We start from the raw sequence: 20,549 nt of genomic DNA on the forward strand, positions 1-20,549 counted from the left end.
AAAAAAATAAAAAGCTTAAAACGCTAAAAGCCAAAAGCAAATTTATATTTATGCCAAACATACGATTAAATAAGGCCGTTAAAGAACTGAACATTTCTATCCCTAGAGCTGTGGAATATCTGCAGGGAATAGGGATAGAAGTGGACAGTAATCCTAACGCTCTATTAGAAGAACAGGCATTTTCTGCATTGGAAGCTGAGTTCCGAAAAGATGGCGAACAGAGAAAGGCTTCTCATGAGGTGGTGATTTCCAAAGTTCCTGATGAAAAACTGGCAATCGAAGAAAGTATCCCCGAGGTGATAAGAGCCAAATCCCACACAAGACCCGAAACCCGAATTCTCGGCAAAATAGATCTGAACACAGGAAGTCCGGTCGAAAAAGAGACCCCCGCTCCTGCCGCAGACGAGAATAAAAAAGAGGCGTTGCCGGAAGTGGCAACAAACGAAGAAAAACCAGCCCTGACAGTTGTAGACAAAATTGATCTTTCAAGCATCGGCAGTACAAAAAAGAAAGTTTCTGACCGACAAAAAGAAGAGCCAAAACCACCAATCAAAACCACTTCAAAGCCGGCTGCTAAGGTAGAAAAGCCCATTGCCAAAACGGATGAAACCGTTCCTAAACCCGATTCTGAGGAGTCGCAAAAAATAGAAACCGTTTATCAGAAATTAGACGGTCCCAAAATAGTCGGGGACAAAATTGACCTTACCCAATTCGACCGAAAGCCATCTTCCAATTCAAACAGCAACGCTGCCAAGAAAAAAAGAAAGCGCATTGCGAAAGATGTTCCGGGCCAAGCCAGCCCCAACCAAGCAGGAGGCAACAGACCTGCCGGACAAGGCAACCCTAACGGAAACCGCCCATCGGGACCAGGCGGTAATAATAATCGCCCGAGCGGCGGCAATAACCGCGGAGGACAACACGCGCGTACAATGCCGGTGGAGCTAAGTGATGAACAAGTCAAAAACCAAATTAAAGAAACCTTAGAAAAATTAACCAACAAAGGCGGTAAATCTAAAGGATCCAAATACAGAAAAGATAAAAGATCGTGGCGACGAGAGCAGGATGAGATCCAGCAAGAAATAGACGCACAAGACAGAACGCTGCGAGTCACAGAGTTCATTACCGTAAGCGATCTGGCCAGTTTAATGAATGTAAGCCCTACAGAAGTGATCTCCGCCTGCTTCTCTCTGGGTGTGATGGTAACGATGAACCAGCGCTTGGAAGCCGACACCCTTCTGTTGGTCGCAGACGAATTCGGATATAAAATCGAATTCTCCGATGCCGATATTGAAGAAGCCGTGGCAGACGATGTAGAAGATCAGGAAGAAGATCTCTTGCCGAGAGCACCAATCGTAACGGTGATGGGTCACGTAGATCACGGGAAAACATCCTTGCTGGATTATATCAGAAAAACCAACGTCATTGCGGGAGAATCCGGAGGAATCACGCAGCACATCGGTGCCTATAACGTGAAATTGGAAAACGGACAGAGAATCACGTTCTTGGATACGCCGGGTCACGAGGCCTTCACGGCGATGAGAGCCCGAGGCGCGCAAGTGACCGATATCGCAATCATCGTTGTAGCAGCAGATGACGACGTGATGCCGCAAACCAAGGAAGCCATTGCTCACGCGCAAGCTGCCGGCGTGCCAATGATCATCGCTATCAACAAAGTGGATAAAGCCGGAGCCAATCCGGACAAAATCAGAGAGCAACTCTCCGCAATGAATATCTTGGTAGAAGAATGGGGCGGCAATGTACAGTCCCAGGAGATCTCTGCCAAATTTGGGAACAATATCGATTTGCTGCTGGAAAAAGTTTTGCTTCAAGCAGAAATGTTGGAGCTGAAAGCAAATCCAAATAAGCCCGCAAGCGGCGTCGTAATAGAAGCCGCCTTAGACAAAGGGCGCGGATACATCGCAACGATGTTGGTCCAAAACGGTACTCTGTCCGTCGGCGATTATGTATTGGCCGGGAAAAATCACGGCAAAGTAAAAGCAATGCTCGACGAGCGTGGCAAATCTATGGATAAGGCAGGCCCCTCGATTCCGGTTACCATTCTCGGACTTGACGGCGCACCAACCGCGGGCGATAAATTCCGGGTTTTCGAAGACGAAAAAGAAGCCAAAAGCATTGCCAACAGACGAGAGCAACTCCAAAGAGAGCAATCTATCCGAACCAAAAAACACCTGACGCTGGACGAGATCGGCCGACGTATTGCTTTGGGCGATTTCAAGGAGCTGAATATTATCCTGAAGGGCGACGTCGACGGATCCGTCGAAGCATTAGCAGATCAATTGCAAAGATTGTCCACAGAAGAGATACAAGTCAACATCCTGCACAAAGGCGTGGGCCAGATCACCGAGTCCGACGTGCTATTAGCAGCGGCATCGGATGCCATTATGATCGGGTTCAATGTGCGGGCGAGCGCCAATGCCAAAGAAATTGCGGAGAAAGAAGAGGTGGAGATCAGAACCTATTCTGTAATTTACCGCGCCATCGACGAAGTGAAGGAAGCGATGGAAGGCATGCTATCTCCGGAGATTCAGGAACAGGTGATTGGCAACGTAGAAGTGAGAGAAGTATTCCGCATTTCCAAAGTCGGGACTATTGCGGGCTGTATGGTGCTCTCCGGCAAGGTTACCAGGAATTCTAAAATCAGACTGCTAAGAGATGGCATCGTAAAATTCGATGGCGAGCTCGACAGTCTGAAGCGTTTCAAAGACGATGTGAAAGAAGTAACCAAAGGATACGAATGCGGACTTAGCATCAAAGGCTATAATGACATCGAAGTGGGTGATATTCTGGAAGTTTACGAGGAAGTCGCCGTGAAGAAAAAACTGAAGTAACATATATTTTTCTATAATGAACCCGTCGAAAGGCGGGTTTTTTTGGCTTCTATTTATTATTTATATTATTTCTAAATAATTATTTTTATGTTAACTATTTTTTATGATATTAGCCTATTTTGCAATATACAGAAAACATTTTAAAGAGAAATTTTCAGTAAAAATCAAAATTCATTGAAATATTCGGACACTTTGAGGCGAAGTATCACAAATTTTGCAAATGAAGCTGTGTTAAATTCTTTTGTTTTGTTAATATTTTTTAACATATTTGCAGATTATAATTAAATAGTGTTAATATGAATGTAAAATTACGATTGTTATCCGTTGGCGTTCTCTTCTTCACGGGACAAGCATTAATGGCACAGAGAAACAAACAAGATAGTACTGAAACTAAAAATATTCAGGAAGTTGTTCTTGTCGGTGGAATCAAATTGGATCCAGCTGTTAAATTGGGATCTTATACAGTTGTGTCCAAGGCGAATTTTGAATCGACACCTGTGGCCTCAATTGATGAAGTATTAAATGGTAGAGTGGCAGGCTTGGTTTTTTCTACTAACGGAGGAGATCCAGGCTCTACCAATCTAATTACAATACGAGGGGTGGGTTCATTAATAGGAACTCCAAACCCCTTATACGTTATTGATGGAGTTGTCGTAGGTAAAGGTTCCGATAATTCACAAGTAATGGAATCTTGGAATCCATTGGCCAGCATTGATCCAAATGCTATAGAGAAAGTTGCAGTATTAAAAGATGCATCTGCTACAGCATTATATGGTGCAAGAGGGGCGAACGGAGTAATTGTAGTTACGACAAAAAGGGGTAAATACAATCAAAAAACAAGATTCAATTTGTCAAGCGATATGTCGGTCCAAGATATCGCCTATGACAAACAAAAGTATATGAATGCAAGTGAATATCTTCAATGGGGCGGATTAATGTATGTCAATAGAGAATATAGAGCGGGACAGACTTTAGACATGCAGACAGCAATCAGCCAATTTGCAGCGGATAATAACTATGATGGAGTTACTAATGAAAACTGGCAAAAAGCGGTTCAAAGAAACACCTCTACTGTCAACACCTACAATTTTTCTGCTACAGGAGGTAGCGAAAATACTTCTTTCCGTCTAGGAGGCTCCTACTATCAAAATGAACCTTTAGTATTAAATAGTAAATTTGATAGATTAAGTTTAAATACGGCAATAGATCATAAAATATCCGACAAGTTCAATTTAGCATTTAATGCAAATTTCACTAATGTAGAGAGAAAAACATATGATGATGGAGGTGCTTATAGAAATCCTTGGTTAACTAACTGGTATATCGCTCCTATTTATCCCGTATACAATGCGGATGGCACCTATAATCAGACAAACTTGGGTAATGGAAACGATTATTTTAATCCTGTAGCGATCCAGAATATGGACTTTATGACAGGCTCGATTAAAACATTTGTTTCATCAGTAAACGGGGAATGGCAATTTGCAAAAGGGTTTTATGCAAACTCATTATATGGAGTTCAGTATCAAGCCTTAGATGAAAAGCAATTTTGGCATCCTTCGATTGGCGATGGACTCAATTATGGTGGGTACGTCTTAGAAAGTAGAACGAGTGCATTTGATTGGAATTGGAATAATTCTATTAGTTATAGAAAAATTTTAGGAGATAAGCATGACATTCAGGCATATGTAGGAATGGAATATCAAGAGCATAAATATTATGTATTAGGCGCCCAAGCTGACAAATTATCTAGCCCTCTGCCATACATCACATTCGGTACACCTGATTTTCTGCCCTCCTTTTCTTCTCGAGAAAAATGGACTCAAATTTCGTATTTTTCTAGAGTAAATTACACATTTGATGAAAAATATTCATTTTCTGGACAAATCAGACGAGATGGAAATTCTACCTTAGGTGATTCCAAATTTGGTAACTTCTGGTCAGTCGCAGGATCTTGGAACGTTAAAAATGAAGATTTTTTACCCGATCTTTTTCATCAATTATCTCTTAGAGCTAATTATGGTGAAATTGGAAATATACCCTATGCGGATCAATGGGGGGCTTCATATAACTCACTAGCTTTGATTAGCCCCTCGTTTTTATATGGTGCGGAAACTGCAACCAATATCACGCAAGCGGGTAATCCAAATTTAGTATGGGAGGTTTCGAAACAGTTGAATGTGGGATTGGATGTAGCAGTACTTGATGGAAATTTGGGAGCAACGATTGACGTGTATAATAGAAAAACAGTAGATGCAATTTGGCAAAAACAAACGGCATCGACAGCCGGATCTTTGGATACTTATTTTGCGAATGTAGGAACTGTACTGAATAAAGGTGTTGAAGTTACATTGAGTGCAAGACCATATACAAAAGGTGACTTTAAATGGTTTATGGATGGAAATTTCGCATACAATAAAAACACAATCGAAAGCCTCTCAAATCCTACCGAAATAACACTTTCAGGTACTGCAAATAGTATGAGAGCAACTGCTGAAGGTCACCTCTTAGGAGAGTACTACACATATGATTGGGCCGGTGTTGATCCTACAAACGGTGATGGATTATTTTGGACAGATGGTTCGCATACAGAAACAACAAATAATAGAGCTTTAGCAAAAAGAGTATGGCAAGGAAAATCTCCTTTTCCGAAATATACGGCTGGTTTCAAAAGTGAATTTAGATATAAAAACATTTCTTTAAGTGTATTTTTCACAGGGCAATTTGAATATTCAGTTCATAATAGATGGCAGAACTACATTTTAGGCGATGGATCTTCAATAAATAACCAAATTACAGATGCATTATACGACAGCTGGACACCCACAAATACCACTGCCTCCAATCCTATCCAATTGCCAGGCTCTAGCAATCCTTATAATGCATCGGGGCCGTCCACAAGGTGGATGAGAGACGGCGATCATATTAGACTGAAAGAAGCGAAATTAGCATACAGCTTTGGATCTGTATTGAAGGACGCAGGCATAGAGAATCTAACAGTATATCTACGAGGATTTAATCTATGGATATACACATTTGATAAGGATCTTACCTTCGACCCAGAAGCCAACTCTAATGCGGCTGGTGCTTCTTGGCAAGGTAAAGGATTGTACGATTACACATCTCCAATTATGAGAAGTTTTTCTTTTGGAGTTTCTTTAGATTTTTAAAATTATTTGATTATGAAATTACAAACAATATTTTTTAGTATATTAGTGGGGACACTTTCAATAATATCTTGTAGTGAAAATAGATTAGAAGAAAGTCCTGTCGATCAGTTTCCACTTGAAAGTCCTCTAACAAGTGAGTCCGACATGTTATATCTTTTAAATGGAGTATATGACCAATATTCTACCGCAGCAGGTTTTGGAACAGACATCCTTGTTTTTGGAGATTTAATTTCCGATAACGTATTTATAACTTCTCAAAATACTGACGTTGCCTATCGTACAACAGGATTTTTAAATTGGTCACCAGACGTTTCCGATTTCGGTATGCTAGACGATCTCTATGATGGCATAGTTTTAGCAAATGCCGTTATTAATGATCAGTCTTTAGCAGAGACACCCACTGTTTTAAATTACAAAGGCGAGGCAAGAATTGCAAGGGCTATAGGTTATTTTTACGCTGTAAGTTTTTATTCTCCAAATCCAACAGCGGGAGTCAATCAAGAATACGGCGTTCCATTAAACGTAGGTATTTACAATCCGGATAACAACTTACCCCGAGCTAGTGTTGCAGAGGTCTATGACTTAATTATTTCGGATCTGACCAGCGCGTTGAGCATGATGACCTCGGAAGTACCTTTAAACAAAGGCCACTTAAGTCCTACTGCAGCGAGATTGTTGTTGTCAAGAGTTTACTTGACACGAGGTGCTGCAGGAGATTATCAAAAAGCTTTAGATTATGCAAATCAAGTAATTAATTCTGCAGGAAGTAATACTTTTGATTTCGTTTCCAAAACCAATTATGTTAATTATTTTACTTCCTCTGATATTGCGATAAGCGAAAATCAACCAGAAACTGTTTGGGAAATCAACATGACCTCCACTCCATCCGAAAATACGTCCGTCAATAATTCCCTATCATCTTTCTACGCCAGTAACGGATCAAAGAAAAGATTCCTATTTACTCAGAATTTCTATAGTTCTTTCCCATCTACAGATGTTCGTAGATCCTTATTTACTTCGTCAGCGGTGCCTACTCAAGATAATCCCACCGGTTTATGGACAAGAAAATATATAAGATTAACATCTGAAGGCAACTTTACTCAAAATGTTAAAATTCTTAGGATGTCAGAGGCTTATTTAAATAAGATAGAAGCCTTAAATAAATTAGGAAACCTAACTGCTGCGTTGACAGAACTAAATTCTTTTGCTACAAAAAGAGGAGGCTCTACATATACTTCTGCAAGTATAGAAAATATCTTGACCGAAAGGAGAAAAGAATTTTTTGCAGAAGGACAAAGATTTTTTGATTTGAAAAGAAATAACTTAGGATTCTCTAAAATCACAAATTGCTATAGTAGTATTTGTGACGTTCCTGCAAACAGCAGATTATTTATAATACCAATGCCGCTGAGAGAGATGAATATTAATCCCAATATGACACAGTATCCTGATTGGAAATAAAAAATTCTAAAATTAAAATAAGGAAAAATAAACCACCTCGTGATTTTAATTAGATATATTTTCTAACTCCCAAACTATCAATTTTTATTTTTAACTTGACAACTTTGTGAAAAAGTTTTATCTTTACATTAAATATAACAAAAAAAGGTTTTATTATGAAAAAAGTTTTACTTACTTTAAGCGTAGCTGCACTTTCATTTAGTGCAAATGCTCAGTATTCTTGGACACCTCAGGCAACCAATTTTCCTGTTAATTTCGGTGTCGATGAAATTTCGATTGTGGATGCCAATACGGCTTGGATTTTTGCATACGACGGCTCAGGAGCGGGAACATATCCCAAAATCGTATCAAAAACCAGCAATGGCGGTAATACTTGGACTGCCAGTACTATCACTGGGCCGGGCAGTAATGCTTTGATATCCGACATAGCTGCCGTTGATGCCAATACAGCTTACATCGTTACTGCACAATTTACTATAGGCGAAAATGCCAATAGAATTTGGAAAACCACAGATGGTGGCAGTACATGGGTAAATCAGACTTCAGGATATTCCAGTGCATCTTTCGGTAATCAAATTTATTTTTGGGATGCTAACAATGGATGGACGGCAGGAGATCCAGTAGGCGGTAAATTCGAAATGTATAAAACTTCAAACGGTGGTGCCACATGGACAGCTGTAGCTGGCGCTCCGGCACCTTTTGGAGGTCAAGGCGGTGAGTATAGCTATGTAGGGGTAAAAGATGTTGTTGGGGATCACATCTGGATTGGGACAGATAGCGGACGTATTTTGCATTCCCCGGATAGAGGTAGTACGTGGACGGGCAATTTTAGTCCGGTAATTGATTTTGGTGGAGTTAAAGAACCAGGCTCTTTCGGTTCTTTCGCTTTTAAAGACCCTGCCAATGGTCTTCTAATTGCTGTCGATGGAGATGTGAATGCCACATTGTGGTCTACTTCAGATTCCGGCGTTACTTGGGATCCTGTGGAGGCTACAGGAACTTGGTTCTTTGGTGATATCGCCTATGTGCCGGGTACCGCAAATACTTATGTGACAACAGGTATTAATTCTAACGCTGCTCAAGGAACAGGTTCTTCCTACTCAACGGATGGCGGACTTACTTGGACTATCATAGATAACATACCAGGTTTACAAGGCGGGCAAAGAGGGAGAGTAAAATTCTACAATTCCACAACAGGCTGGGCAGGATTCTTCAGTGATGGTCCTGGCGGTTCGGAAGGAATATTCGAATTTTCCGGAGATCTTTCTCTTGCAGTTAACGAAGCTGCTGCAAAAAGTAATTTGAAAATTTATCCAAATCCTGCTGTTGACGTTCTGAATCTTACTTCTAATAAAAAAATCGAATCCGTCACTATCTACGACTTAACCGGTAAAAAAGTGAAGTCAACGACAGATACTCAACAGATTAATGTCTCTTCATTAGCTAAGGGTACATATATTCTTCAGGCATACTATGGAAATGGTGCCGTAGAAAATACCAAATTCATCAAAAAATAATCCCAATTATTTTTTAACCATAAAATCCCGCCACCCGCGGGATTTTTTATTTCGGTATATCTTACTATTTTTGTACTCAAATTTCCTTGATGAAATATTTTTTAGCGCTGGCATTCGTTTGCAGTATTTTTGCAAACGGACAACAAGTGAACAAAACTGATTCCAACCAAATCCCTTCCGACACCCTCAGAGTAGACTCCGGAGAGAAAGATTCAATGGAAATCTACAAACCTACCATCAACGATTATCAGGTCAAAACCAGATTTTCCGAAAAGAAAATCTTCGATACCACTTTTACGATTGAAAGATCCTACATCGCAACGCAATACAACAAAAAAGATAATTTCGGAAAGATCCAATTTGCCAACATCGGCTCCGGATTTCAAAATCTGATGTACTCCAAAAACCCCGAGCAGAACCTGAGTCTATTGCCGGAAAACAAATCTTTTTTCATCAAAGGCGAAAACGACATCCACTATTACGACGTCAAAACGCCCACCACCACTTTTTATTACAACAATGCCATGCAAAACGGTGGACAATTGCAAACCACCTACACACAAAACATTGGCAAAAGCTTCAATTTCGCGATAGAATATATGGGACTGAGATCCCAGGGCCTTTACCGGAACAGCCTCGCCGCCAGCAACAACACCATATTCAGCGGTCATTACATCTCAAAGAATGGCAAATACGAAGCCTATGCCCACTTCATCCACCAGAACGTAGATAATCAGGAAAATGGCGGAATTGCCGATCTGACGGTCTTCCTCAGCGGAGATTCCCGATTCAACAACCGGCAAAATATAGAGACCAACCTCTCCGGCACAGATTCGAGATATTCCTACAGAAGGTATTATTTCAGCCAAGAATTTTCTCCTTTCGATCCCGCAAAATATCCCTTCAAGCTGAGGCATACGATCTTTCATCAAGGCAATAAATATTATTTTACGGAGACCACTGCCAATACAGAATTCTTCGGCTCAGAAGATATTCCCAACTTCCCACTCTCCAATAAAAAATTCTCCAATAATCTTAGCAATACGCTAAGCTTGGTTTGGGACAACGACAAATTCAAATTAGATGCCGGTTTCCGACACCAATCTTTGGAGTTTGGCAACAAAAATGCGTTTCCACTTCTGAACATTCCCGGCTATTTCAAAGAGCAAAGAATCGGCGCAGTGGGCAATTTGCAAATTAAATTGTGGGACAAAATCCAACTGAAATCGTTTCTCGAAATCTCCAAGGGCGATGACTTTGGAGATTATGTCAAAACCACCAACGATTTGATTTTTGAGCCGATTAAAGGCTATTTGGTCGAAGGCCGGGTCAACTTCCAGTCTGCCTATCCAAGCTTCAACTATCTCGTCAACTCTTCGCATTATCAGAATTACAATTATTACCTGCAGAATCCCGATAACGAAATCGTGACCCAGCTGGGAGGCACGCTAAGATTGGCAAAATGGTTTGACACCCAAGTTTTTGTCGATTTTTTCAAGATCGACAATTACACCTATTTTGACGCGTTTTCGAAACCTCAACAGAGCGCGTCGGCGCTCAATATTTCGCAGATCGGCGGCGAAAGCACCCTGAAATATGGCAAATTCAATCTCAACGGGAAAGTGATTTTTCAAAAGGCACTCAGCAATCAGGAACTGCTGCCGATGCCGGATTTCATTGGCAGAATCAACGTTTTTTATCAAGCACCGGCTTTCAAACGAGCGGCCGAGGTGCAGGTGGGCGTCAAGCTCTATTATTTTTCCAAATTTGACTCCAGAGAATATTCGCCCATTCTCAATGAATATATTTTACCGGGAAGCAATCCTTATTCCATTGGTGGCCAGCCTATTGCAGACGTTTATTTCAATATGAGAGTCAAGCGGATGTTTTTCTACATCGAGGGGCAACACATCAATCAGACTTTTATGCAGAACAAATCTTTCACCGCGCCGGGCTACCCGATTTACGATTTCAGGCTCAATCTTGGCGTAGTCTGGTATCTTTTCCATTAATTTTGCAAATAGTGATGGTGGCCGTTTTCATTTTTCCCTTCCGCAAATCCATACCATAAACCAACTGACAACCGACAACCCAATGAACATTGACTTCCAAAATATAGCCAGCATTCCGCCGCTCATAAAAGATTTTTTAGGAAAGAATCTCGACGGATTTCAGGATAAAATTTTTGATTTGGATCATTTTAAAAATCAAATATTAGCAAAGCAAAAGTCATTTTCTGAAGATAAAAGGCAAATCCTTTGCGAAACTATTCTATTGCAACATCAGGCTGAACCGATGTCCGAAAAACAGCGGGAAACTGTTGCTCTTCTAAAAAAGCAAAACACTTTCAGCGTCACAACGGGTCATCAGCTCAATCTTTTTACCGGACCGGTTTTCTTTGTTTATAAAATATTGCAGACGATAAAAACCGCTGACTTTCTAAAATCCAATTTCCCCGATCACAACTTCGTCCCGATTTTCTGGATGGCAACGGAGGACCACGATTTCGAAGAGGTCAATCATTTCAAAACCCGCGAAAATTATTATGAGATCAAAGGTCATTCGGGAGGTGCTGTAGGGAATATCAAGGTGGAGGATCAGTATTTTATTCAGGAATTTGAAAAGGAATTTAAAGATTACATTTACGGCACAGAACTCATTCTCTGGCTCCGAAATGCTTATAAAAAAGGAAATTCGCACACGCAGGCCATTCGCTATTTGGTCAATCAATTATTTGCAGATTACGGCTTATTGACGATCGATGGAAATTCCAGAGCGTTAAAATCTCAAGTCAAGGATATTTTTAAGAAAGAATTACTGCACAATCAGCTTTTTGAAACCACCCAAATTCAACGGGCATTTTTGGAAAAGCAATATCATAAAGTGCAGGTCAATCCTCGGGAAATCAATTTGTTTTATCTTTCGGAAACCAGAAATCGTATCGAAAAAATTAATGACGAGTATGTGGTTCTCGACACCGATTTGAAGTTTTCGGAGGAAAAAATATTGGAGGAATTAGAAAATCACCCGGAGAAATTTAGCCCAAATGCTGTGCTTCGTCCGGCTTATCAGGAATCTGTTTTGCCCAATTTGGCCTACGTTGGCGGCAATGCCGAAATCATGTATTGGATCGAACTCAAAGATTATTTTGCGGCCATCGATATCCCATTTCCCGTTTTGATTCCAAGAAATTCGATGCTGTTCCTCGAAGAAAAGACGATGCGAAAAATCGAAAAAGCCGGACTGGAGGTTGAAAATTTCTTCGAAAATTTTGCCGAAGTCTTGAATCAGAAAATACTGGAAAACAATGAGATTAGGTTGCTCCTTGCCGAAAAAGAAGTGCAACTCATCGGGTCTTTTTCCGAACTCAAAAACAAAGCTTCGGAAACCGATCGAAGTTTTTTCAATCTTGTAGAAGCAGAAGAAGCCCGGCAGTTAAAATCTTTCCGGCGGATGCAGAAACGCCTTCTGAAAGCGGAAAAAATCAAACAAGCAGAAAGGTTTGATCAGATGCAGCGGCTTTTCCTCGAGGTGCATCCGGGTGGGAACTGGCAAGAAAGGGTTTTTAATTTCAGTGTGTTCTATGCAGATCGGGGCAGGCAATGGATCGACGACTGCTACGAAAAAATCAATGTTCAAAAATCCGAACTAATAATTTCGCCCATTTAATCTGAAAGCATTATTTTTGTATGATTATTAAATAAAAATGATAAACAAAATTTTCATTTTATCCGCCATCACGGCGTTTTTAGGCTTATCTGCCCAAAAAACACACACTGTAGCGCCAAAAGAAACCATCTACGGAATTTCCAGACAATACGGTCTGTCCATCGATGAGTTTTATCAATTGAATCCTTCCAAAAAAGAAAGCGGCTTAAAAATAGGCGATGTTTTGACGGTTTCAAAAACCGGAACGCCAACCAAAACTGCCACGCTCAAATCAACTCCCGCAAAAACGACTCCTGCGGCAAGTGGCTCGGCCTCCGGCAAAACAGGAAGCATTACCTTGCAGCCAAAGCAAACCATCTACGGCATAACCAAACAGTACAAAATATCGGAAGCCGATCTTCGGAAACTGAATCCAGAGTTGGATTCTCATCTCAAAATCGGCGATAAAGTGACGCTGCCTTTAGACCGTATTCAAAAATATGGAGGCTCTGCACCGGATAACAACGCTACAACTACAATTGCCGAGACCAAGCCGGCCACACAACAGCAAATGCCCGCTACGGCCACAGCAGAAGGACTGTACACCGTCCAAGCAAAAGACAACTATTACAAAATCTCCAGACAATTCAACCTTACTCAGAAACAATTGTTCGCACTTAATCCGGGCTTGGAAGCCTCAGGTTTGAAACCCGGCGAAACGATTAAAATCTCGGGAGGTACCACGATAAACATTGAAGATAACTCCAAAAACAATACGAAATCGGATCCTGCGACAGCGCCCATCCCATCCTCAGAAACTTCGGCCTCCAATAACGCTTCCAGCTCAGCAAATACCTTGACATCAGATGATGATTATATCACCTACACTGTTCAAAGTGGCGACACGATGTTCAGTATTATGAACCATTTCAACGTGACACTGGATCAGCTATTGACCCTGAATCCCAATCTTGCCGACGGTCTCAAAACCGGAATGGTTTTGAAAATCAAAAAGCAAGATCCGATGTACTCCAAAAAATCGGGCGATGTTCTGAGCGTGGTTCTGATGCTGCCCTTCGGATTTGATGCCAATGATGCCAAATACAGAACATTGTCTATGGATTTTCTTACCGGCGCAAAACTAGCGGCCGAGAGAAATGCCGGATTAGGTCAAAAACTGGACATCAAAGTCGTAGATGCAGGAAACGAAAATACGTTTAAGAACAGCCTTTCGCAAATTAATCAAGATAATACCGATCTAATCATTGGGCCTTTTTTCAAATCGAGTGTTTTGGAAGTCCTCAATTATGTGAAGCAGAAAAACATTCCGGTGGTGGCACCTTTTGCCAATTCGCCCGACCTTTTTGATTATAGCAATTTAATCATCGTTGAAACCGAAAATTCTGTTTATTCGGATCGGATTGTGAAAGAGGTGGCGCAGGTTTATCAAGGTCAAAAAATCTATATCGTGGCCGATAGTTCCCGAGCTCACGCCAACGCTATAAAAACAGGTCTGGAGAAATCTTTGTCGAATCCGACTGTCGTCATCGTCAATACCCCCGCCGACATCCAGTTGGAAACCAATATGGTAACGGGACAGTCTGCTCCGGTGATTGCAGTCTTGGCAGACGACAATGATGCTGCGGGTAGCGCCTTCGCTTCAAAAATAATAGCACTCGCCAAACAAACCGAAGGTGTCAAAGCCTTTAGTATGTTCTACAGCCCCAGCTTCGAGAAAAACGTGGATGAACTTTCCAAAGCGAGTCTCGTCTATCTGATGGACAGAAAAATCAATTACGACGGCGATTTCGAAAAAGAAATATTAGCTGCTTACAAATCAAAATATTGTAAAACGCCATCGAAGTATGCGGTCATCGGTTTCGACGTGATGAATGATATGCTGATGCGAGAGAATAAAAAAGGGGAAATCTTCAAACAAATCGACAAATCGCAAACCCAACTTGCCACAAAATTCGAATTCGCAAAAGCAAAACCCAATGGCGCGTACATCAACAAGGGTTATAGAGTGGTAAGATTGGTACAGTAATACCTACAAAATGACAGGAAAAATCACAGAGATGAAATGCGACCGCTTTTCATCATAAAAAAGAACAATTGCTGCTGAGCCAAAGAGCTTCAAGTTTCAATCTCCATCAAAAATCAATAAAAAAATCGGATGACACGCTATAGATGTTTCCATTTACCAAAAAAAGTAATCCTTAAATGAAAGCACTTGTATTTCCCGGGCAGGGGTCGCAATATGTAGGAATGGGCAAAGAATTGTATGATGCCCGAAAAGACGTAAAAGACCTCATGGATTCCGCCAACGAGATTCTCGGTTTCGACCTTGTTTCGATGATGTTTGGCGGCACGGAAGAAGATCTCAAAAAAACCAGCGTGACGCAACCCGCAATTTTCGTACATTCTGTTGCCGCCGTAAAAGTAGCCAATGGTCTTGGCGCTGAGATGGTTGCGGGACATTCTTTGGGAGAGTTTTCCGCCTTGGTGGCCAACGGCGTTTTGTCATTTGACGACGGACTGATTTTGGTGAAAGCAAGGGCTGAGGCGATGCAAATGGCTTGCGACAACAATCCCGGTTCTATGGCCGCCATTCTCGGTCTGGAAGATGCCAAAATTGAGGAGGTCTGTGCTGAAATAGAAGGCATTGTGGTGCCGGCGAACTATAACTGTCCGGGGCAATTGGTAATTTCCGGCGAAACGACCTCCGTAGAAAAAGCGTGTGAAGCCCTGAAAGCAGCAGGAGCAAAAAGAGCGTTGATCTTGTCCGTAAACGGAGCCTTTCACTCGCCTCTGATGATGCCGGCTCAGGAAAGGCTGGCAATTGCCATAGAAAATACCAAGTTTCGAAAAGCAACAATTCCGGTGTATCAAAATGTTACAGCCACGGCAGTCTCCGATCCGGATGAGATCAAAAAAAACCTGATGGCGCAATTGACCGGTCCGGTGAAATGGACACAAAGCGTGCAAAATATGATTAAAGACGGCGCTACCACCTTCGTAGAAGTTGGACCCGGGAAAACGCTACAGGGCTTGATCAAAAAGATCAATCCGGAAGTTTTTGTATCTTCGGCCATATAAAACTGAAGCTATGAACAGAATATTTTCGCCTGGAAAGCTAATGCTGACCTCAGAATATGTTGCTGTTGATGGCGCTCTTGTCTTGGCTCTTCCCACAAAGCTTGGACAGTCGTTTTTTTTTGAAGAAAAAAATGATGACCAATCGCTAATCTTTTGGATCGCGTATCATCAAGACCAATTGTGGCTGGAGACTATCATTGACTATAAAACCTGGACAATCTTAAAAACCAACGATCAGAAATCGGCGGAATTCATTCTAAAAGTTCTGAAAAACGTTCAAGATCTTTCGGAAACCAAATTCAAAACCAACGATTCTTATCATCTCAAGACCAATCTCGAGTTTCCGCCGGACTTCGGGTTGGGCAGCAGTGCTACTTTGATGAGCAATCTGGGACAGTGGGCAGCAGTAAATCCATTTCTTCTAAATGAGCAAAGTCTCGGCGGAAGTGGTTACGATGTGGCTGTAGCCAAGGAAAAATCTGCCGTTTTGTACAAGCGCTTTCCCGAAAGAATTTATAAAAGGGTTAATTATGAGCCGGCTTTCAAAGATGAATTAATTTTCGTTCACCTCAATCAAAAGCAAGACACCCGCGAGGGCATCAGGCATTACCAATCAAAACCGAAGTCGCAAGATTTGATTAAAGAATTTGATGTGTTGACCGAAGCCGTTTTTCGGAGTCAAATTTTGGAAGAATTTTCCGAATTAATGACGATCCACGAGCAAAAATTGTCCGATTTTCTCGAAATGCCGACTGCGAAAGAAAAATATTTTCACAATTATCCGAACTTCGTCAAAAGTTTAGGAGCCTGGGGAGGAGATTTCGTTCTGACGGCTAAATCCGGCGATTACAAATCCTATTTTAACCGGCAGGGCTATCACCAAATCTTTTCTTGGCAAGATTTAATGATGTGAGTTTTAACTAATTATGATATTTAGCTTTTCTGATGAATATCACTTAAAAAATAAGGCGATAATGCGCTGATATTTATACATTTGTCTTAGAATTTAATCTTCAAAAAAATATAAAATGGACAAGCTAAAATCTTACCTGGAACGTCAGGGCATTTCGAATCCCAAAGAAATTTTCTACAATCCAACCTACGAAGAAATTTTTCAGGCTGAAATAAATCCTAAAAACTCTGGTTTAGCGAGAGGCGTTCTTACCAAGTCCGGAGCTGTTGCTGTAAAAACCGGAAGATTCACCGGAAGATCACCTAAGGACAGATACATCGTCAAAGATGATATTACGAAAGATACCATTTGGTGGGATGGCGTCATCAACCACCCGACTACCGTAGAAGTTTTTGACGAGTTGAAGGACATCGTAACCCAAGACCTGTCCGGCGAAAGCCTATACGTCATCGATACCTATTGCGGATCCAATCAAGATACGAGGCTGAAAGTAAGATTCATAACAAAAGTCGCTTGGCAGGCACACTTCGTCATGAATATGTTCATCCGTCCTTCTCATTATGATCTTCAAAATTATGGCGAACCCGATTTTCTTGTTATCAATTCATCGGAATCTGTAAATCCCAATTGGAAGGAGCACGGCCTCAATTCCGAAGTTTTCGTGATGTTTGATTTGACCAAAAAAATTCAAATCATTGGTGGAACGTGGTATGGCGGAGAGATGAAAAAAGGGATGTTCTCTATGATGAATTATTATCTTCCACTGAGGGGAATGGCTTCTATGCACTGCTCTGCAAATGTGGGCGAAAAAGGCGACGTGGCGGTTTTCTTCGGACTATCCGGCACGGGCAAGACCACACTTTCTGCAGATCCTAAACGATATTTGATTGGCGATGACGAGCACGGCTGGGATCACAACGGCATCTTCAACTACGAAGGTGGATGCTATGCCAAAGTGATCGACCTAAGTCCTGAAAAAGAACCCGACATCTATGGAGCCATCCGGAGAGACGCCCTTTTGGAGAATGTGGTTATAGACGACGAGGGAAACGTAGATTATTCCGACGGTTCTATCACAGAAAATACGAGGGTTTCCTATCCCATTTATTATATCAACAAGATTGTGCTGCCTTCTAAAGCGGGCCACGCCAATAAGATTATTTATCTTTCCGCAGACGCGTTCGGAGTTTTGCCTCCGGTTTCTATTTTGACAGAGTCTCAGGCGCAGTACCATTTTCTTTGTGGCTACACCTCCAAATTGGCAGGAACAGAACTCGGCATTACAGAGCCAACGCCTTCCTTTTCTCCGGCATTTGGAGAAGCATTTTTGACGCTTCACCCAACGATGTATTCCAAAACCTTGATTGGAAAAATGAAAGAACACAACGCGAAAGCATATCTCGTAAACACCGGCTGGAACGGCACCGGCAAAAGAATTTCTCTCAAAGATACAAGAGCCATCATCGATGCCATCATAGACGGCAGCATCGAAGAAGCCGAGACAAGTTGCGTTCCAATTATGAATCTCACCTTCCCGGTTTCGCTACCGAATGTTTCCGAACATATCTTGGATCCGCGCGACACTTACGAAAATGCCTCAGATTGGGAAACCAAAGCCAAAGACCTGGCTGCCAGATACATCAAATATTTCGAACATTTTGCAGACAACGACGAAGCAAGAGCTTTGATTCCATCGGGACCTGTGCTCTCGGAGGCTCATCAATCTTAATCACCAAAATCCCGCCGTTTCTTGGAACTTGGCGGGATTTTTCTTTTAAAACTTTCCGTTCATCTGCTCGCTCGGTATGTGGCAGTTCTGAATCTAACGTAGCATTTTTCCAAGGGATTTCAACTTTCGCCGCTTTTGGGTGACGGTAGCTCGTTGCTGAATTGGAAATGGTTATAATTTGCCGATTCGAAGATTTTGTCATTATTTTTTTAAATTTGGTAGTTTCGGACAGAACATATATTTCGTCAATTCGCTGGGAGTCATCCGACTAAGTGTTTTCAATCCATTGATTTTTTTTTTGTATTATTATTTTCTAATTTCAGAACGGTTTCAAAAAATAATTATAATGAAGAAAATTGGATTAATAGGATTCGGCAAAGCCGGAAAAGCAGTTGCCAATGTGATACTCCGCAACAGCGATTTTTCTTTGGAATGGGTGTTGAGAGACAGTACAATAATGGAAAATTCATCGGCCAAAGAATTTCTAGGAATATCGGTGCAAGATCCGGGAGTAATACATTCACGGCAGAACACAGATTTGGACGACTTGCTATCGAGTCATCCGGTAGATTTCATCATCGACTTTTCCGGCGCCGAAAGCATCTTCGGCTATGGCAAGAAGGCTGCCCAAAAGAAGATTAAAATTATATCTGCGATCTCTCACTATGGCGATGATGAGATCAAATTACTGAAGGATTTGGCTTTAGATACTGTCGTTTTCTGGTCGCCCAATATTACCTTGGGCGTCAATTACTTATTGTTTGCAGCGTCCTTGTTAAAAAGTATTGCGCCAGGCGTGGATATTGAAGTTATCGAAGAGCATTTCAAATCCAAATCGGGCGTTTCGGGAACCGCCGTGAAGATTGCCGAAACTTTGGATATCGAAACCAAAAGCATCAACTCGATCCGCGCAGGCGGAATTGTCGGAAAGCACGAAGTCATTTTCGGATTTCCTTATCAGACGGTGAGACTCGTTCACGAATCTATTTCGCGCGAGGCATTTGGAAGTGGTGCCTTATTCGTTGCTGAAAACCTTAAAAATAAACTAAACGGATTTTACAGTTTTGATGACATCTTAAGACCGTACTTTTTCGGCCAAACGCAAACTATCCTGTCCTAAAAAAGTAGCGTTCTTTGCGAATCTGCATCCAAAAAAGCAATGTCAAACCAAGACCGCTTGGGAATTTTCAAAGTCCTTGTTTTGGCCGAAGTTTGAAAGACTCGTCAAAGTGGAACTTGCAATCTGAAGCAGCGCCTCCGACGTAAAGAAAGCCTGATGCGCAGTTACCAAAACATTGGGAAAACTCATTAACCTCTGGATGGTGTCGTCCTCAATAATCGTATGCGAAAGATCTCGGAAAAATAATTTCTCCTCCTGCTCATAAACATCAATACCGAGATAACCGACATGTTTGGACTTCAGCCCATCGATTACCGATTTGGTATCGATCAAAGCACCACGGCTGGTATTGATAATCATAACGTTTTCTTTCATCTGACCAATCGACTCTTTATTAATCAAATGATGCGTGGCCTCCATCAGCGGACAATGAAGCGAGATGATGTCGGACTGTGCCAGCAGATTGTCTAAGCTGACATACTCAATTCCCAACGCCTGCAAACCCTCGCTTGGTGCCACGTCGTAAGCTAAAACTCGAGCACCAAATCCTTGTGCTATTTTCGCAAATGCTTTCCCGATATTTCCGGTTCCGATGACTCCGATGGTTTTTTGGTAAAGATTAAATCCCATCAATCCGTTCAAAGAAAAATTTTGCTCGCGAACCCTGTTGTAAGCCTTGTGCGTTTTTCGGTTTAGCGTCAGGATCATTGCCATCGCATGCTCGGCCACGGCTTCCGGCGAATAAGCCGGCACTCTGCAGACGCGCAGACCGAGACGTTTGGCAGCCTCCAGATCTACATTGTTGAAGCCGGCACATCGCATGGCAATATATTGTACGCCCTTTTGAGACAGAGATTGCAAGACTTCGGCATTCAAATTATCATTTACGAAAGCGCAGACCGCATCAGAATGATCGATGACATTCAGAATGTGCGGACCAAGATGCGTTTCGAAATAATCGAGTTCAAAATTAAAATCCTTATTGACTTTGTCAAAGAATTCTTTGTCGTACGGCTTGGTAGAGAAAAAGGTCACTTTCATAA

12 protein-coding genes are annotated in these 20,549 nt (G+C 41.7%); 11 read left to right on the plus strand and 1 reads right to left on the minus strand.

Annotated features, from left to right (window positions below; genetic code table 11):
* The first annotated feature begins 50 nt into the window (after positions 1-50).
* From infB to DTW91_RS00540, 11 genes are all read left to right on the plus strand, one after another.
* Positions 51-2,849, plus strand: a complete 2,799-nt coding sequence (infB, locus tag DTW91_RS00490) for a translation initiation factor IF-2 (RefSeq protein ID WP_125201459.1) — start codon at positions 51-53, stop codon at positions 2,847-2,849.
* Positions 2,850-3,145: 296 nt separating this feature from the next.
* Complete coding sequence (locus tag DTW91_RS00495) at positions 3,146-6,019, plus strand: SusC/RagA family TonB-linked outer membrane protein (RefSeq protein WP_125201460.1); 2,874 nt, start codon at positions 3,146-3,148, stop codon at positions 6,017-6,019.
* Between the two features lie 12 nt (positions 6,020-6,031).
* The gene (locus DTW91_RS00500) at positions 6,032-7,480 is read left to right on the plus strand and encodes a RagB/SusD family nutrient uptake outer membrane protein (RefSeq protein ID WP_125201461.1); all 1,449 of its coding nucleotides are present in this window, start codon (positions 6,032-6,034) and stop codon (positions 7,478-7,480) included.
* A 155-nt stretch (positions 7,481-7,635) separates the two neighbouring features.
* Complete coding sequence (locus DTW91_RS00505; RefSeq protein WP_125201462.1) at positions 7,636-8,997, plus strand: T9SS type A sorting domain-containing protein; 1,362 nt, start codon at positions 7,636-7,638, stop codon at positions 8,995-8,997.
* 89 nt (positions 8,998-9,086) lie between these two features.
* Entirely contained in the window at positions 9,087-11,009 is a 1,923-nt protein-coding gene (locus DTW91_RS00510) for a putative porin (RefSeq protein ID WP_125201463.1), read from the plus strand.
* Between the two features lie 82 nt (positions 11,010-11,091).
* A complete protein-coding gene (gene bshC, locus DTW91_RS00515) occupies positions 11,092-12,666 on the plus strand; it encodes a bacillithiol biosynthesis cysteine-adding enzyme BshC (RefSeq protein WP_125201464.1) in 1,575 nt (524 codons plus the stop codon).
* Positions 12,667-12,703: 37 nt separating this feature from the next.
* Entirely contained in the window at positions 12,704-14,692 is a 1,989-nt protein-coding gene (locus DTW91_RS00520) for a LysM peptidoglycan-binding domain-containing protein (protein WP_125201465.1), read from the plus strand.
* 176 nt (positions 14,693-14,868) lie between these two features.
* Positions 14,869-15,744, plus strand: coding sequence for an ACP S-malonyltransferase (gene fabD, locus DTW91_RS00525; RefSeq protein WP_125201466.1), 876 nt, complete (start codon positions 14,869-14,871; stop codon positions 15,742-15,744).
* 10 nt (positions 15,745-15,754) lie between these two features.
* Positions 15,755-16,657: a GYDIA family GHMP kinase gene (locus DTW91_RS00530; protein WP_125201467.1), complete on the plus strand. Its 903-nt coding sequence runs from the start codon at positions 15,755-15,757 to the stop codon at positions 16,655-16,657.
* A gap of 115 nt (positions 16,658-16,772) precedes the next feature.
* Complete coding sequence (pckA, locus tag DTW91_RS00535; RefSeq protein ID WP_125201468.1) at positions 16,773-18,386, plus strand: phosphoenolpyruvate carboxykinase (ATP); 1,614 nt, start codon at positions 16,773-16,775, stop codon at positions 18,384-18,386.
* Positions 18,387-18,732: 346 nt separating this feature from the next.
* The gene (locus DTW91_RS00540) at positions 18,733-19,506 is read left to right on the plus strand and encodes a dihydrodipicolinate reductase C-terminal domain-containing protein (RefSeq protein WP_125201469.1); all 774 of its coding nucleotides are present in this window, start codon (positions 18,733-18,735) and stop codon (positions 19,504-19,506) included.
* Positions 19,507-19,548: 42 nt separating this feature from the next.
* On the opposite strand, the gene DTW91_RS00545 is transcribed toward DTW91_RS00540, so the two are convergent.
* Complete coding sequence (locus DTW91_RS00545; protein ID WP_125201470.1) at positions 19,549-20,547, minus strand: 2-hydroxyacid dehydrogenase; 999 nt, start codon at positions 20,545-20,547, stop codon at positions 19,549-19,551.
* Positions 20,548-20,549 lie beyond the last annotated feature (2 nt).

Source organism: Chryseobacterium sp. SC28 (assembly GCF_003932955.1).
In the GTDB taxonomy this organism is placed as follows: Bacteria; Bacteroidota; Bacteroidia; order Flavobacteriales; family Weeksellaceae; genus Epilithonimonas.

Coding starts and splice junctions, on each gene's coding strand:
- DTW91_RS00505 (WP_125201462.1), top strand. CDS start 7,636: ATGAAAAAAGTTTTACTTACTTTAAGCGTAGCTGCACTTTCATTTAGT.
- DTW91_RS00510 (WP_125201463.1), top strand. CDS start 9,087: ATGAAATATTTTTTAGCGCTGGCATTCGTTTGCAGTATTTTTGCAAAC.
- DTW91_RS00500 (WP_125201461.1), top strand. CDS start 6,032: ATGAAATTACAAACAATATTTTTTAGTATATTAGTGGGGACACTTTCA.
- DTW91_RS00545 (WP_125201470.1), bottom strand. CDS start 20,547: ATGAAAGTGACCTTTTTCTCTACCAAGCCGTACGACAAAGAATTCTTT.
- DTW91_RS00530 (WP_125201467.1), top strand. CDS start 15,755: ATGAACAGAATATTTTCGCCTGGAAAGCTAATGCTGACCTCAGAATAT.
- fabD (WP_125201466.1), top strand. CDS start 14,869: ATGAAAGCACTTGTATTTCCCGGGCAGGGGTCGCAATATGTAGGAATG.
- pckA (WP_125201468.1), top strand. CDS start 16,773: ATGGACAAGCTAAAATCTTACCTGGAACGTCAGGGCATTTCGAATCCC.
- bshC (WP_125201464.1), top strand. CDS start 11,092: ATGAACATTGACTTCCAAAATATAGCCAGCATTCCGCCGCTCATAAAA.
- DTW91_RS00495 (WP_125201460.1), top strand. CDS start 3,146: ATGAATGTAAAATTACGATTGTTATCCGTTGGCGTTCTCTTCTTCACG.
- DTW91_RS00520 (WP_125201465.1), top strand. CDS start 12,704: ATGATAAACAAAATTTTCATTTTATCCGCCATCACGGCGTTTTTAGGC.
- infB (WP_125201459.1), top strand. CDS start 51: ATGCCAAACATACGATTAAATAAGGCCGTTAAAGAACTGAACATTTCT.
- DTW91_RS00540 (WP_125201469.1), top strand. CDS start 18,733: ATGAAGAAAATTGGATTAATAGGATTCGGCAAAGCCGGAAAAGCAGTT.